Genomic DNA, 14,303 nt, shown 5'->3' with positions numbered 1-14,303 from the left:
ATGCTATGAGCAGAAAGGAGCGATCAACCATGACAAAGCCAAGAGAGAAAACCCGCGAGGAACTGCAAGCCGAAATCGAGGACGGAAAAAAGAAAATCCGGCAGTTTGAGAACCGGGAAAAGGTGCTGCGGCAAAAGCTGTCGCAAGAGGAACGCCGGACACGCAGCCACCGCCTTATTGTCCGAGGCGCAGTCTTTGAAAGCATTGTGCCGGAAGCAAAGAACATGAGCGACGAGGAAGCCGCAGCACTTCTTAGGTTTGCACTGACGAGTGAGCTGGTACGGGAATATCTGAAAAAACGAGCCGAGAACGGGAACGCTGAATAAATCCCTTAGACACTAAGGGCGCACTTATACACCCTAACGGGCGTGTGCGCTCTGCCGAGGGCTTTATCTTAAGCACAGGGATTTTACCCCGCGCTACGATTGGCGGCTTTGCCGCAGACAGGGGACGCTACACTTCCCCTGCGACAGCTTGCGCTGTCTACCCTTTTGTGTACTTGCGGAAACCGAACACCTTGCTACGCAAGCTATTCATTTTCCACAAGTTTTATATCCGCTATACTGGAGGTGATACCCATAGCCATTTACCATTGTAACATCAGCATAGTCAGTCGGGGCAAAGGCAAATCAGCAGTTGCCGCAGCCGCCTACCGAAGCGGCGAAAAGCTGACAAACGAGTGGGACGGAATGACCCACGACTACACCCGCAAAGGCGGCGTTGTCCATACCGAAATCATGCTGCCGCCCCATGCCCCGCCCTCTTTCTCTGACCGTTCTACCCTATGGAACAGCGTGGAACTTTATGAGAAAGCCGGGAACGCCCAGCTTGCGCGTGAGATTGACGCAGCACTCCCCATAGAATTATCACGAGAGGAACAGATACGGCTTGTCCGGGAATACTGTTCCTCTCAATTTGTTTCTAAAGGAATGTGCGTGGATTTTGCTATCCATGACACCGACAGCGGCAACCCCCATTGTCATATCATGCTGACCATGCGACCACTTGACGAGCGCGGCGCGTGGGCGGCGAAGTCTAAAAAGGAATATGACCTTGATGAAAACGGGGAGCGCATACGCTTGCCGAATGGCAGATACAAGACCCACAAGGTTGACCTCACAGGCTGGAACGACAAAGGCAACGCCCTCTTGTGGCGCAAAGCGTGGGCTGATATTTCAAACAGCTATCTTGAACGCGCCGGAAGCACAGAGCGTATCGACCACCGCAGCAACGCCGAGAGAGGAATTGACGAGATACCTACTGTCCACATGGGCGTAGCCGCCTGTCAAATGGAGAAGAAAGGCATAGCCACCGAGAAAGGCGAACTGAACCGGGCTATCCGCAAATCAAACAGACTGATAAAGGAAATCCGGGCGCAGATCGGCAACCTCAAAGAATGGATTGCCGGACTGCTTGCGGCGTGGGAAACTTCCCCAAGAAAACAACAACCGCCAAAATCTCCGAACCTTGCAAATCTTCTGATGAAGTATTTGGGCGTTCAGAGGGAAAAGAGCCGGAAGTATTCGCAGAGCTGGCAGCACCAACACGCAGCCGACGAACTGAAAACCATATCACAGGCGGCGAATTATCTTGCGGAGCATGGTATCTCTACCCTTGACGAGTTGGACGCTTCTCTTTCCTCTGTCAGTGATGAAGCCTTTTCAATCCGGGAGGGAATGAAAGCCGCCGAGCAGCGCATGAAAGAGCTGCAAAAGCTGATAGAGAACGGCGAGAATTATTTGCAGTACAAGCCCATTCATGCAGAACTGAAAAAGCTGAAAAACGGCTGGACGAACAAACGGGATAAGTATGAGGAAACCCACCGCGCCGAGCTAACCTTATGGAATGCAGCAAGCCGCTATCTCCATGCAAATCTGACAGATACAAAGACGCTGCCTATCTCCAAATGGAAACAGGAATACGCCGACCTCAAAGAGCAGAGAGATACCGACTACACCAAATTGAAAGCTACCCGCGCCGAGGTTGCCGAGCTTCAGAAGATACGCAAGTGCGTTGATATTGCGCTGAGAGCCGAGCAGCCGGAGCAGACACAGAACCGTACCAAGCGGCATGATATAGACCGCTGAAAGGAGTTGAAATTTTATGTATTACACCCAAGAACAAATAGACCGAGCCAACCAAGCCGACCTTGTTTCTTTTCTTCAAGGACGGGGCGAGCAGCTTACCCGCGCCGGACAGGAATACCGTTGGAAACGGCACGACAGCTTGACTATCCGGGGAAACAAATGGTACAGGCACAGCCAAAGCAAAGGCGGCGCACCCATTGATTTTGTCATGGAGTTTTTCGGTAAGAGCTTTACCGAAGCCGTAGAACTGCTGACAGGAGAAAAAGGCGCAGCACCACCGCCGGACAGACCAAGCCCTGCGTCCTTTTCTGACTTCCGACTGCCGCCCCGCAGCTCCGACAACCGCATAGCGAGGAACTACCTCACAGCCGCCCGCCACATTGATGAAGATGTGTCGGGCTTTTTCTTTTCCACCGGGGATATTTACGAGGAAGCCGCCCACCATAACGCCATATTTGTGGGACGGGACGAGGACGGAGTACCACGCTACGCTCATCAGCGCGGCACAGCCGGGAACTTCCGGCTTGATGTGAAAGGCAGCGATAAAGCCTTTAACTTCTGCTACCGGGGCGAGGGCGAAAGGTTGTTTGTCTTTGAAGCCCCTATTGACCTCTTATCTTTTCTCTGCCTGTTCAAAAAGGACTGGCAGAAGCAAAGCTATCTTGCGCTGGGTGGCGTGGGAGATAAAGCCCTTATGCGCTTTCTCTCTGACCGCCCGAACATCAAGACCGTATATCTCTGCCTTGACAGCGACAAAGCCGGAAACGACGCTTGCAGCCGCCTTGTGGAGCTTATGCCGGAGGGCTTGACCGTCCACCGCCTTATCCCTCTTTTCAAAGACTGGAACGAGGTGCAGACGCGCCGGGGCGAAATCACAGACGGGAAATATCTGCGGGAAGCTGTCTATGGATTGAAAGAACCGCCACAGGAAGAAACCGTTGAGATTATCCGCATGAGCGAGGTTGACACACAGACCGTTGAATGGCTATGGGAGCCGTATATCCCCTTTGGGAAAGTAACCATAGTACAGGGCAACCCCGGCGAGGGCAAGACCACCTTTGCGCTGCGCCTTGCCGCTGCCTGTACCACTGGCGGGACGCTTCCGGGCATGAAGCCTATACAGCCGTTTCAAGTGATTTATCAGACCGCCGAGGACGGTTTGGGCGATACCGTCAAGCCCCGCTTGATAGAAGCCGCCGCAGACCTTGACCGGGTGCTTGTGATTGATGAAGCAAAACGGGAGCTTACCCTGTCCGACGAGCGCATAGAGAAAGCAATCATACAGAACGGGGCGCGTCTGATTATCCTTGACCCCATACAGGCGTATATGGGCGACAAAGCCGACATGAACAAAGCAAACGAGGTGCGCCCCATTTTTCGCCGCCTTGCCGAAGTTGCAGAGCGTACCGGGTGCGCCGTTATCCTTATCGGACACCTCAACAAAGCTGCCGGAGGACAGAGCGCATACAGGGGCTTAGGTTCTATCGACTTTAGAGCCGCAGCAAGGAGCGTCCTTTTAATCGGGCGCGTGAAGCGTGAGCCGAATGTTCGTGTTATCATTCACGACAAATCTTCCCTTGCGCCGGAGGGAAAGCCCGTTGCCTTTTGCCTTGACCCGGAAACAGGCTTTGAGTGGATAGGCGAATATGATATAACTGCCGACGAGCTGCTGTCCGGCGCGGGCGGCAACAACGCCACCAAAACCGAACAGGCTGAAAAGCTGATACTTGACCTACTGGCAGACGGAAAAGAACTTGCCAGCGAGGACATAGAGAAAGCCGCAGCCGACGCGGGGATTTCTGCCCGTACTGTCCGGGCGGCAAAGAAAAACCTTGACGGACGCATTACCTCAAAGCGTATCGGCGCAGCATGGTATCACGCCCTAAAAAAGTGAACTGGCAAAATCCAAGTGGCAAAACCCAGATACCTTGCCACTTTGCCACTTCGCCACTTCAACCATAATCCCACCGCCCCATGTATGACCGCGTGGGGCTTTATCGTGGAAAAAAGAGCCTATGTTGCGTCAATAACTCTAAAAAGCACTTGACAAAACGCTTCATGGGGCAACGCCGAAGATATAAAGCCCTACACCGACCCGGTATTTCAAAATAACGTGCTGCTGACACAGACGGAACGGCTTACCATGAACAGCCGCCCGAAGCAGCCGAAGTATGCAAGGAATAAAAATATCCTTGTTATCGGGGGAAGCGGCAGCGGCAAGACGAGATTTTTTGTGAAGCCCAACTTAATGCAAATGCACTCAAGCTACGTTGTAACTGACCCGAAAGGAACGGTTTTAGTCGAGTGCGGGAAGCTCTTACAGCGCGGCGGGTATCGGATAAAGGTGCTGAACACGATAAATTTTAAGAAATCCATGCGTTACAATCCCTTTGCCTATCTCCGCAGCGAAAAAGACATTTTGAAACTGGTAAATACCTTGATTGCCAACACCAAAGGGGACGGGGAAAAAGCCGGGGAGGATTTTTGGGTAAAATCGGAACGGCTCTTTTACTGCGCCCTTATCGGCTACATTTGGTACGAAGCCCCGGAGGAAGAAAAGAACTTCACGACGCTGCTTGAAATGATAAATGCCAGTGAAGCCCGCGAGGACGACCCGGAATTTCAGTCCCCCGTTGACCTCATGTTTGAACGGTTGGAGGAAAAAGACCCGGAACACTTTGCCGTCCGGCAATATAAGAAATTCCTGTTATCTGCGGGAAAGACACGAAGCTCTATTCTCATTTCCTGCGGTGCGCGGCTTGCCCCTTTTGACATTAAGGAGCTGCGCGACCTTATGGAAACCGACGAAATGGAGCTTGACACCATAGGCGACCGCAAGACCGCCCTGTTTGTTATCATCAGCGACACCGACGATACTTTTAACTTTGTCGTGAGTATTCTTTACACGCAGCTTTTCAATCTCCTTTGCGACAAGGCAGATGATGAATACGGCGGCAGGCTGCCCGTCCATGTGCGCTGTCTGTTAGACGAATTTGCAAATATCGGGCAGATACCGAAGTTTGAAAAGCTCATAGCCACCATACGAAGCCGGGAAATCTCCGCGTCGATTATCTTACAGTCGCAAAGCCAGTTAAAGGCAATCTATAAGGACAACGCCGATACCATAGTCGGCAACTGCGACACCACCCTTTTCTTGGGCGGCAAGGAGAAAACCACCCTCAAAGAAATGTCGGAAATCTTGGGGAAAGAAACCATTGACAGCTTCAACACTTCCGAGAACCGGGGGCGCGAGGTATCGCATGGGCTGAACTATCAGAAGTTAGGCAAGCAGCTTATGACGGAAGATGAAATAGCAGTCATGGACGGCGGGAAATGTATTTTACAGCTTAGAGGGGTGCGCCCGTTCTTCTCTGATAAGTACGACATTACAAAGCACCCAAACTATAAATATCTTTCCGACTATGACAAGAAAAATACTTTTGATATGGAAAAGCATTTAAGGCGCAGACCCGCCCTTGTGAAGCCGGACGAAGTATTTGACTACTACAAAATCAGCGAAAGCGATTTGCAGGAGGACACCGACCATGAATAGACGTATCAGAAAGAAAAAGGACAAGAAAATCACAGAAGCCATAAACGGGCTTGTTTCGATTGCTGAACGACGGGAACAGCAGCGGCAGGCTGCTATCCGGCAATTTGTGAAACGGTGTGAAGCCCTGTATGAGCAGCAGCGAAAAGAAAGGAGGAATTGACGCAGTAACAAAGAAAAAGACAACTTGCATGATACGCGCCCCTACAAAAATTCCTATCGCCCACACTGACAACTGAATACCGCCGCGCGGCAGACACTTACGCAGCGCGGGGACTTATGACCGCGGCAGTTTGAAAACTGACCGCCGTTTTTTATACCCTTTTACGGGGCAAGCCGCATTTGCGGCAGAAAGGAGTTTTATGGAATTTTTCAACAGCGCAATCGGCGTATTACAGACTTTGGTTATCGCTCTTGGAGCAGGACTTGGTATTTGGGGCGTTATCAATCTCTTAGAGGGATATGGAAACGACAATCCGGGCGCAAAATCACAGGGCATTAAGCAGCTCATGGCTAATTAGATGTAATAAAAGCGGAGAAAGGAAAAGCACAATCCAGACGGAACCGGCGGTGTAGTCAAGAAATATTGTGGAAACGCAAGATTTCTGCTATAATGGGTATAAAACACTTGACGATGGAAAGAAAGGCGGGAAGCCTATGCACATTAGTTATCAGCCACTATGGAACACACTGAAAGAGCGTGGCATGAGGAAAGAGGATTTGCGGCTTGCCGCCGGTCTTACCACAAATATGATTGCCAACATGGGCAAGGGAAAGAATATCAGCATGGAAACGCTGGTTCGCATTTGTGAAGCCTTGAATTGTGGTATTATGAATGTGATTAAATTAGAACAGGACAATATCTAAAGCGATATAATTTTATATTTGATTCGATTTGCACAAAAAATTAAATTTTAATGGTGTATATTTTCTATTGTACCCAATGTAAATAAGTGCTATCATAAAATAAAACAAGTACATTTGAAACATTTTATGATTTGAGAGTGTGCTTGCAGGTTAGTAGCATATTGCCAATAACTGAATACAAAAAATGTAGGTTCTGGTCATTTTAGAAAGGAGCATTGTTTATGAAAAAATTTAGTAAAAGATTGTTTACCTCGTTGGTAGCGTTTTGTATGCTTTTTGCTGTGAGTGCGGTTCCTGCTTTTGCAGCGGAAACAACAACGGAAATAACGGATACTCAACAGCCGGTAGTCATTGGAGAATATGACGGATACTTAACCGATGTTATGATTTCCGATGGTGTCACCAAAAGAGCAGTCGCTAATGTTCGTATTAACTCTTATGCAACTTATGATGAGGATGATGGGATTCAAGTTCATGTGAAGTTGTATGTACCGTGGTATGAATCTCCAAAACCGGAGTTCACTGGTATGACTGGTACAGTTAATGTGCTTATGAACAAAAAATCCACCAATACGGCATTTGCAGAATTAGCCGACGGTGAAGAAATAATCGAAACTGATGTGGATACTGGAAGAACAGGTAATAGCGGAGATAAGGGAACGGTTTCTGTTTCTGGTGTTGCTACCGCTAATAATGCCTTGGCAGGCGGTGGAGCTTTCGCTATTTCTTACCCTGTGACACTTCCCTAATTAAATGCAAAACAGTTGTGAATTAAGGTTGGTAATAGGTAAAATGAAACGGTTATTGGCAATATGCGTATGTTTTTTTATGTGTGTAGGCTTATGTTCGTGTGATTCTTCCCAAACTCGGTCGGTATCATCATATAACTGGTCTTTAGAATTTATTACTGATTTAGATGGTAATATGTTATTCTCAGGTTCAGTGCATGATGACATACCAGTATTGGATTTGACATTGAGTTTTGAAGAAAAAAGTTTTATCTTAACAGATAACACTCATAAACAAGAATGGACAGGTACATATTCGCTTGAAAAGATTGACAATTCTTCTTCGAAACTCGGATTAACTTTTGAAAATTTAGAGGAGCCTGTTACAGGCGTATATGGAACAAGAGTTTATTCTGATGATTCAGAAAGCGCAACAATTACATTACAAACTGATGAAAATATCCTGTCTTTTGTTGGAGAAGATTCATAAATAAAAACAGCCGCTGTAGGAACAAAATCCTACAACGGCTGTTTTTATTTCCACGGCCTGCGCCGGAAGTTCATACCAGACTGTTTTATCAGCGGGGATTTCTTGAACAGCTTTTTCAAAAGGCTTCGTTCCTCTTGTGAGAGCCGCTTGTATTTGAGCCGGAACGCCTTGCAGAATATCTCCGTGAATTGCTGAACCCTGTCCCCCGGAGATTGCATGGCCTTTTGTACTTCCCGTATAAGTTCATCGGCAGGCGTGGTATCCGGCGCACTTTCGCTGTCATTTTCGTGCGCCTTGCGTATATCATGGAGAATGACGTCCCATGTTTTGTGCGTCACATGGCAGAAAAAATCTTCTTCCTCTATCTGACAGGCTTCCAACACTTTGATTGCCCGGTCTGCCGCAGCTTCGGGGTGTTCTTCCAGTACCATAGCCCGTAAAGCAGCCAGTGAGCTGTTTGTGTCATGGAAGTGCATGGTTGCTATCCCGTCCACATAGATTTCTGCGTCTGCCAGCAATTCCTTAAATTTTTCATGGGAGATAATCTCACACAGCAGCCGGTTATTGAAGCGTTCACTTTTCAGCAGTTCCACGACTTCATCACTCAAATGTAATTCTTCTATCGGGGTGTTTTCATATCTCCGATTATTGGTAAGGCCGAGCAGATAGTCAACCGACACCTGATAGAAGTCTGCCAGCTTCAACAGGCTGCCGTGGTTAATTTCCTTGTATTCGTCGTTGTCGTTTTCATAACTGCCGAGGGCTGATTTTGAAATGCCGGTTTCCTGTGCCAGTTCTTCCAGATTCAAGCCCCGTTCCACCCGTAAATCTTTCAGGCGTTCCTGTACGGAAATGCGGGTTTTCATAAACACATCGCTCCTTCCTGCGGCTGGCTGCCGCTGTTATTCCTTATTATACCATATACCGTTCCGAAATCGTGGAATTTTTCGATTTTGGGGCGGTTTTCCTATTTTATGGACATACGGGAAAGGGTTCAAAAATGAGCTATGATTAAGTCAGTTCATCGATGGATTATTTCCAATCGAATGACCGGCCTGATGGGATATGCTCCCCGGCGATGTAGCGCAACGACCTGCGGCAAGGAAATGGAGGAACCTTGACCGCAGCGAGCGTACCAACGGGAACGAAACGCCGCTGTGAGATTCAGGGGCAGGAACGACAGCAGGACAACCCGGCAGAACTGATACCAAAACGCTACCCAAACACGACAAATCGGCGGGGTGTAGTCTGCCCCGTCCGTAATACTATGGGGCATTTCAAAGCGGCTCTATGGCCGTATTTTCCTTGAAAATCGCCCCGAAACATGACACCAAAAACCTTTATCCGCCTGTTCCCGTTGTTACGGCTGAAATGGGCGGATTTTCTATGATAGGAGGCACTATGCCGAGAATGAGCAAGAAACGGAAGTTGGAGCTTTCCTTCTTCCTCAATGACCGGGGGCGTGTGGCCTACAACGACCTGTGCCGGAAGTGCCAGCATAAGTGCAAGCAGAGTTTCCGGGCTGTCGTGATAGACTGCCCCCATTACCTGTCAAAACGAGCCAAGCGAAAGGAGAAAATCAGTTAAATGGAATTTGAATTTATGAGCGCAGACACGGTTCTGCCGCCTTGTATGCCGCTACCCGCCGCAATGCTTCGGCTGCCGATCAGCAGCACAGCAAAAGTCATGTATGCCCGTCTGCTGAACACCACCCTTACGGCAGGGATAGAGGATAGCAACGGCATTTTGTTTGTCCGTTTTCCTATCATGGAATTAGCGGCAGCCCTCTCCCGCAGCCCCGTCACTGTGAAGCGTTCCCTGAAAGAATTGGAGGACATCGGGCTTATCCTGCGGGTGCGCCGGGGTGTGGGAGAACCAAACCGCATTTACACGCTGCTTCCCAAAGGAGGGCTGCCATGATAAATGAGAAGCTGGAAAAGCTGAATCAGGAGATTGCCAAAGGCGAAGCCAGACTGCGGCGGGCGCAGCATGAAGAAAAAATACTGGAACACCAGGTGAAGCAGCTTACCCGGAAGGAACGGACGCACCGGCTCTGTACCAGAGGAGCTATGCTGGAAAGTTTCCTTTTAAGGCCGGAAGTGCTGACAGACGAGGATGTGATGGACATTCTGAAACAGGCATTTTCTCAAAGTGGCATGAAGGAAATAGTTGCAGAAAGCGTGAAAGGGCGGGTAGCCGGGGAATCCCTTACGGAGTAAGGGCGCAATTATACACCACCCAGAGGTTGGTGCATTGCGTTCTCCGAAGGCTCCTCGCCGGAGAGCTGTGATTTTCCGCAGTCATGGTCTGCTCCAAATCAAACAGGGGACGCTACGCTTCCCCTGCGCTGGCTGCAGCCAGCTACCCTTTTGTGGACTTGCCTGTTGGGGACACCTTGCGGTGCAAGCTGTTCCCAGCCGACAAGTTTCATAAAATATGCTATCTTTTCGATAATCGATGAAGTATAATAAAGTCAGAAATAAATCAGGAATTTGAGGTCAAGGCTTAAACGTGAGGTTTATATGAAAAAATACCAATGTCCTTGCTGCGGATATTTTACCTATAATGTTCCGGCAAATGAAGATTGTGGGTATATTTGCCCCGTTTGTTTTTGGGAGAATGACCCGTTCATTGCTTCTGATAACGAACCAAGCGACTCTAATCATGGAATAACGCTAAAAGAAGCGAAATCCAATTTCTCAAAATTTGGTGCTTGTGAAAAAGAAATGTTATGTTATGTCCGACCACCAAGAGATGATGAAAAAGAAATTTCATAGCGACAACTTCCAACTTGTAGAACTGAAAAATTAGAAGTTGTAAAGGAGTGTGATAAAATGGAAACACTTTTTGACCAATACAAAGAACTGAATATAAATGGCTCTTTGATTTGTCTTGAACAAGTTGAAGATATTTATTCTTACTTCTGCTATCCGACCAATGCAAAGGCAATAGGTTTTGAAGGAAGTATTATGTATTGCTTTATTGAGCCGTATGGGGAAATGGTTTTTGCCTGCAATCCTGATACTTGTGCAGATGTTTTTGTTTATCCACTGGCAAGAACCTTTGAGGATTTTATGAGACTTATTCTTGCTTGTGGTTCTACTAATCCTATTGAGCAGATTATTTGGATGGACAAAGACAAATTTGAAAAACACCTCAAAGAGGAAGAAGCAATCCGCACAGAGGAACAGAAAGCGACATTAAGTTATCTTGAAACAGAATTAGAAATTTCCCCTATTGATAACCCTTATGACTATGTAAAAGAACTGCAATCTCGCTTTGACAATAGTGGCATTGAGTATAGTGATGAATACTATGATGTTTTGGGGATTGATAGAAAATAACAACAAATAAATTCCAGTTCGTCAGCTTCACATCGGGTCAACTTGTCCCGAACTTTTACAACTAAATACCCGCCGCCCACACAGCGGCACACCGAGCAGGAAATCTGAAAGAAAGGTTTCCTGCTTTTTTTCTGCCCAAAATGAGGTGGTAAAACGCCACCCCGTCCACCAATTAGCGAAAGGAGGGACACGAAATGCCCTGTCCACACAACGAAATCACGATTGTTCAGCGCAGTCAGCGGCAGTCTGCGGTTGCCGCCGCTGCTTACCAGAGTGGCGAAAAACTGTTCTGTGAATATGACCAGCAAGTGAAGCACTACCCGGAAAAGCGTGGTATCGTCCACAATGAAATCCTGCTCCCACCTAATGCCCCACAGGAATATGCAGACCGCAATACCTTATGGAACGCCGCCGAAGCGGTGGAAAAACAATGGAACTCCCAGCTTGCAAGGCGGTGGGTGCTTACCATCCCCAGAGAGATACCGCCCGACCAGTATGCTGTCCTTGTCCGGGAGTTTTGCCAGAAGCAGTTTGTTTCCAAAGGCATGATTGCTGACTTTGCCATCCATGACCCCCATCCGCCGGGACACAATCCCCACGCCCATGTCATGCTCACTATGAGGGCAATGGACGAACATGGAAAATGGCTTCCCAAGAGCCGCAAGGTTTATGACCTTGACGAAAACGGGGAACGGATAAAACTTCCGTCCGGCAGATGGAAAAGCCACAAGGAGGATACGGTGGATTGGAACGACCAGAAGTATTGCGAAATCTGGCGGCATGAATGGGAGGTCATCCAGAACCGCTATCTGGAAGCCAATGACCGCCCAGAGCGTGTGGACTTGCGTTCCTATGCCAGACAGGGGCTTGATATAGTCCCTACTGTCCATGAGGGAGCTGCTGTCCGGCAGATGGAAAAGCGGGGTATCCAGACGAATATCGGCAACCTGAACCGGGAAATCAGAGCCGCCAACAATCTAATGAAGTCCATCCGGCAGCTTATCCAAAACCTCAAAGGCTGGATTACCGAGCTGGGAGAAAAACGGAAGGAGCTGCTTGCACAAAAAGCGGCGGAGGAAGCGACACTTCTTCCCAATCTGCTGATGAAGTATATGGAGATACGAAAGGAAGAACGGAAGGACTGGACGAGGGCTGGACAGAACCGGGGGACTTCACAGGACTTAAAGGCAGTCAGCGAAGCCCTATCCTATCTCCGGCAAAAGGGGCTTTCCACTGTGGAGGACTTAGAAGCATTTCTGGAATCTTCCGGGAAATCAGCCGCAGATTACCGCAATCAGATGAAGCCAAAGGAAGCCCGCAGCAAAGTGATTGACGGGATTCTTGCCAGCCGGACAGACTGCAAGGAATGTAAGCCTGTCTATGAGAAGTACCAGAAGATATTTTTCAAGAAAACAAAGGAGAAATTCAAACAGGAACACCCGGAGGTTGCCCGGTATGAGAAAGCCGCCGCCTACCTTGCCAAGCACCCGGACGATAAGGACAGTACCCAAAAGGAGCTGCAAGAGGAGCAGGAAAAACTTCTCAGCGAAATCGCAGAGCTGAAAGAACCTTTGACCGAGGTACAGGCTGATTTGAAGAAGTTGCGGGACATCCGCTACTGGGTACGGAAAGCTACACCCGGCACAGAAGAAAGCAAAGAGCCGCCCAAGAAGCAGCCTATCAAGGAAGTCTTGCAGGATAAGGCTGACGAGAAAAAAGCACAAAGAACTGTCCCGGCACAGACGAAACACAAACAACAGGATATGGAACTTTAACAGGCACTTGCCATTTTCAATCAGAGAATGTCAGGTGCTTTTTTGTTTTCAAGGAGGGATAGATTTGAATGTATTTGAAGCTGTGAAGCAGTCCGTCACAACAAGACAGGCTGCGGAGCATTATGGAATCCATGTAGGTCGGAACGGGATGGCTTGCTGCCCGTTCCATAACGATAAAACCCCAAGCATGAAGCTGGATCGGCGTTACCACTGCTTCGGCTGCGGTGCGGATGGGGATGTGATTGATTTTACCGCCGCCCTGTATGGGCTGGGAAAGAAAGAAGCCGCCGTACAACTGGCACAGGACTTCGGGCTTTCCTATGAGGACTGGAAACCGCCGGGAAAGGCAAAAAAGCCCAAGCCCCGGCAGAAATCCCCGGAGGAACAGTTTCAGGAAGCAAAAAACCGTTGCTTCCGTATCCTTGCCGATTATCTCCACCTGCTCCGGGCATGGAGAAAGGAATATGCCCCGCACTCCCCGGAGGAAGCCTTTCATCCCCGGTTTGTGGAAGCCTTACAGAAGCAAGACCAAGTGGAATATCTGCTGGATGTGCTGCTCTTTGGGGAAACGGAGGAAAAAGCGGCTTTGATTACGGACTACGGAAAGGATGTGATACAGCTTGAACAGCGAATGGCAGAGCTTGCCGCCGCAGACGCAGCAAGAACTAAAAAACACCATGAACGCCATGCAGCCACCCCAGAGCATTGAGGAAATCAAGGAGGGGCTGGAAACTACCGAGAAAGGCGGTGTCCGTCAGAGCATACGGAACTGCCTGACTGTGTTCCAGCGTGACCCGCTGCTTTCCGGGGCTATCGCATACAACATCCTGACTGACCGCAAGGACATCATAAAGCCCATCGGTTTTCACAGGGAAAGCACCGCCCTGAACGATACGGACATGAAGTATCTGCTTCTCTATCTGGAAGAAACCTACGGGCTTACCAATGAGAAAAAGATTGATAACGCCATCGGGATTGTGGCGAATGAAAACAAGTACCACCCCATCCGGGATTATTTAAGTTCCCTTGTGTGGGACGGGACAGAGCGAATCCGCTTCTGCCTGCGGCACTTTCTGGGGGCTGACGCAGACGATTACACCTATGAAGCATTGAAGCTGTTCTTGCTGGGTGCAATCTCACGAGCCTTTCAGCCGGGGTGCAAGTTTGAAATCATGCTCTGTCTGGTCGGCGGTCAGGGGGCTGGCAAGTCCACTTTCTTCCGTCTGCTGGCAGTCCGGGACGAGTGGTTCTCCGATGATTTGCGGAAGCTGGACGATGACAATGTGTACCGCAAGCTGCAAGGTCACTGGATTATCGAAATGTCGGAAATGATGGCAACCGCCAACGCCAAGAGCATTGAGGAAATCAAGTCATTTTTAAGCCGACAGAAAGAGGTTTACAAGATACCCTATGAAACCCACCCAGCAGACCGCCCCCGTCAGTGCGTGTTTGGCGGCACTTC

Annotated in this window: 17 protein-coding genes and 1 pseudogene; 17 read left to right on the top strand and 1 reads right to left on the bottom strand. The window is 49.0% G+C overall.

The genetic code is table 11. The annotated features are described in order from the left end of the window. Positions 1 to 29: 29 nt before the first annotated feature. The 9 genes and pseudogenes from H8S44_RS04980 (at position 30) to H8S44_RS04940 (ending at position 7,722) form a co-directional block, all read left to right on the top strand. Entirely contained in the window at positions 30 to 326 is a 297-nt protein-coding gene (locus H8S44_RS04980) for a DUF3847 domain-containing protein (protein WP_117628576.1), read from the top strand. Positions 327 to 578: 252 nt separating this feature from the next. Next, positions 579 to 2,087 carry a MobQ family relaxase gene (mobQ, locus tag H8S44_RS04975; protein WP_226840161.1) on the top strand — a complete coding sequence of 503 codons (1,509 nt, stop codon included), beginning with the start codon at positions 579 to 581 and terminating at the stop codon, positions 2,085 to 2,087. 16 nt (positions 2,088 to 2,103) lie between these two features. Then, the gene (locus H8S44_RS04970) at positions 2,104 to 3,981 is read left to right on the top strand and encodes an AAA family ATPase (RefSeq protein WP_173700118.1); all 1,878 of its coding nucleotides are present in this window, start codon (positions 2,104 to 2,106) and stop codon (positions 3,979 to 3,981) included. A 156-nt stretch (positions 3,982 to 4,137) separates the two neighbouring features. Further along, a pseudogene (locus H8S44_RS04965) lies at positions 4,138 to 5,640 on the top strand (VirD4-like conjugal transfer protein, CD1115 family); the annotation flags it as partial. Continuing rightward, entirely contained in the window at positions 5,633 to 5,800 is a 168-nt protein-coding gene (locus H8S44_RS04960; protein WP_002610319.1) for a hypothetical protein, read from the top strand. The pseudogene H8S44_RS04965 and the gene H8S44_RS04960, both read left to right, overlap by 8 nt. A gap of 199 nt (positions 5,801 to 5,999) precedes the next feature. Then, positions 6,000 to 6,158 carry a Maff2 family mobile element protein gene (locus tag H8S44_RS04955; protein WP_070099084.1) on the top strand — a complete coding sequence of 53 codons (159 nt, stop codon included), beginning with the start codon at positions 6,000 to 6,002 and terminating at the stop codon, positions 6,156 to 6,158. A gap of 136 nt (positions 6,159 to 6,294) precedes the next feature. Continuing rightward, a complete protein-coding gene (locus H8S44_RS04950; RefSeq protein WP_015514784.1) occupies positions 6,295 to 6,504 on the top strand; it encodes a helix-turn-helix domain-containing protein in 210 nt (69 codons plus the stop codon). Positions 6,505 to 6,725: 221 nt separating this feature from the next. Further along, entirely contained in the window at positions 6,726 to 7,253 is a 528-nt protein-coding gene (locus tag H8S44_RS04945; protein WP_186871548.1) for a hypothetical protein, read from the top strand. A 43-nt stretch (positions 7,254 to 7,296) separates the two neighbouring features. Further along, positions 7,297 to 7,722 (top strand): hypothetical protein, encoded by a 426-nt coding sequence (locus tag H8S44_RS04940; RefSeq protein WP_022261510.1) that lies wholly within the window; start codon positions 7,297 to 7,299, stop codon positions 7,720 to 7,722. Positions 7,723 to 7,766: 44 nt separating this feature from the next. Here the strand turns inward: H8S44_RS04940 and H8S44_RS04935 are convergent, their stop codons facing one another. Further along, the gene (locus H8S44_RS04935) at positions 7,767 to 8,588 is read right to left on the bottom strand and encodes a helix-turn-helix domain-containing protein (RefSeq protein ID WP_006859270.1); all 822 of its coding nucleotides are present in this window, start codon (positions 8,586 to 8,588) and stop codon (positions 7,767 to 7,769) included. A gap of 535 nt (positions 8,589 to 9,123) precedes the next feature. On the opposite strand from H8S44_RS04935, the gene H8S44_RS04930 reads away from it, so the two are divergent. The 8 genes from H8S44_RS04930 to H8S44_RS04895 all read left to right on the top strand — a co-directional run. Continuing rightward, on the top strand, positions 9,124 to 9,309 hold the full coding sequence (locus H8S44_RS04930) for a hypothetical protein (RefSeq protein WP_033118356.1): 186 nt from the start codon (positions 9,124 to 9,126) through the stop codon (positions 9,307 to 9,309). Further along, positions 9,310 to 9,642 (top strand): hypothetical protein, encoded by a 333-nt coding sequence (locus H8S44_RS04925; protein WP_006859272.1) that lies wholly within the window; start codon positions 9,310 to 9,312, stop codon positions 9,640 to 9,642. It abuts the gene before it with no gap. Beyond that, positions 9,639 to 9,941, top strand: coding sequence for a DUF3847 domain-containing protein (locus H8S44_RS04920; RefSeq protein WP_006859273.1), 303 nt, complete (start codon positions 9,639 to 9,641; stop codon positions 9,939 to 9,941). The genes H8S44_RS04925 and H8S44_RS04920 overlap by 4 nt, the downstream gene beginning before the upstream one ends. A gap of 303 nt (positions 9,942 to 10,244) precedes the next feature. Beyond that, complete coding sequence (locus tag H8S44_RS04915) at positions 10,245 to 10,499, top strand: CPCC family cysteine-rich protein (protein WP_006575072.1); 255 nt, start codon at positions 10,245 to 10,247, stop codon at positions 10,497 to 10,499. A gap of 57 nt (positions 10,500 to 10,556) precedes the next feature. Continuing rightward, complete coding sequence (locus tag H8S44_RS04910) at positions 10,557 to 11,066, top strand: hypothetical protein (protein ID WP_006873177.1); 510 nt, start codon at positions 10,557 to 10,559, stop codon at positions 11,064 to 11,066. A gap of 194 nt (positions 11,067 to 11,260) precedes the next feature. Continuing rightward, positions 11,261 to 12,841, top strand: coding sequence for a MobQ family relaxase (mobQ, locus tag H8S44_RS04905; protein WP_186871547.1), 1,581 nt, complete (start codon positions 11,261 to 11,263; stop codon positions 12,839 to 12,841). A gap of 64 nt (positions 12,842 to 12,905) precedes the next feature. Next, the gene (locus H8S44_RS04900) at positions 12,906 to 13,550 is read left to right on the top strand and encodes a CHC2 zinc finger domain-containing protein (protein WP_118693033.1); all 645 of its coding nucleotides are present in this window, start codon (positions 12,906 to 12,908) and stop codon (positions 13,548 to 13,550) included. After that, the coding region (locus tag H8S44_RS04895) for a virulence-associated E family protein (RefSeq protein ID WP_243167500.1) at positions 13,519 to 14,303 on the top strand (785 nt) is incomplete at its 3' end. The genes H8S44_RS04900 and H8S44_RS04895, both read left to right, overlap by 32 nt.

The organism is Anaerosacchariphilus hominis (assembly GCF_014290175.1).
Lineage (GTDB): Bacteria > Bacillota > Clostridia > Lachnospirales > Lachnospiraceae > Laedolimicola > Laedolimicola hominis.
Note: the sequence above shows the minus strand (reverse complement) of the source record. Positions and strands in the feature narration are given on the sequence as shown.

Excerpts from the sequence above, each read along its gene's own strand:
- H8S44_RS04970 (WP_173700118.1), top strand. The coding sequence starts at position 2,104 with ATGTATTACACCCAAGAACAAATAGACCGAGCCAACCAAGCCGACCTT.
- H8S44_RS04960 (WP_002610319.1), top strand. The coding sequence starts at position 5,633 with ATGAATAGACGTATCAGAAAGAAAAAGGACAAGAAAATCACAGAAGCC.
- H8S44_RS04915 (WP_006575072.1), top strand. The coding sequence starts at position 10,245 with ATGAAAAAATACCAATGTCCTTGCTGCGGATATTTTACCTATAATGTT.
- H8S44_RS04920 (WP_006859273.1), top strand. The coding sequence starts at position 9,639 with ATGATAAATGAGAAGCTGGAAAAGCTGAATCAGGAGATTGCCAAAGGC.
- H8S44_RS04945 (WP_186871548.1), top strand. The coding sequence starts at position 6,726 with ATGAAAAAATTTAGTAAAAGATTGTTTACCTCGTTGGTAGCGTTTTGT.
- H8S44_RS04935 (WP_006859270.1), bottom strand. The coding sequence starts at position 8,588 with ATGAAAACCCGCATTTCCGTACAGGAACGCCTGAAAGATTTACGGGTG.
- mobQ (WP_186871547.1), top strand. The coding sequence starts at position 11,261 with ATGCCCTGTCCACACAACGAAATCACGATTGTTCAGCGCAGTCAGCGG.
- H8S44_RS04940 (WP_022261510.1), top strand. The coding sequence starts at position 7,297 with ATGAAACGGTTATTGGCAATATGCGTATGTTTTTTTATGTGTGTAGGC.
- H8S44_RS04980 (WP_117628576.1), top strand. The coding sequence starts at position 30 with ATGACAAAGCCAAGAGAGAAAACCCGCGAGGAACTGCAAGCCGAAATC.
- H8S44_RS04930 (WP_033118356.1), top strand. The coding sequence starts at position 9,124 with ATGCCGAGAATGAGCAAGAAACGGAAGTTGGAGCTTTCCTTCTTCCTC.
- H8S44_RS04950 (WP_015514784.1), top strand. The coding sequence starts at position 6,295 with ATGCACATTAGTTATCAGCCACTATGGAACACACTGAAAGAGCGTGGC.
- H8S44_RS04955 (WP_070099084.1), top strand. The coding sequence starts at position 6,000 with ATGGAATTTTTCAACAGCGCAATCGGCGTATTACAGACTTTGGTTATC.
- H8S44_RS04925 (WP_006859272.1), top strand. The coding sequence starts at position 9,310 with ATGGAATTTGAATTTATGAGCGCAGACACGGTTCTGCCGCCTTGTATG.
- H8S44_RS04910 (WP_006873177.1), top strand. The coding sequence starts at position 10,557 with ATGGAAACACTTTTTGACCAATACAAAGAACTGAATATAAATGGCTCT.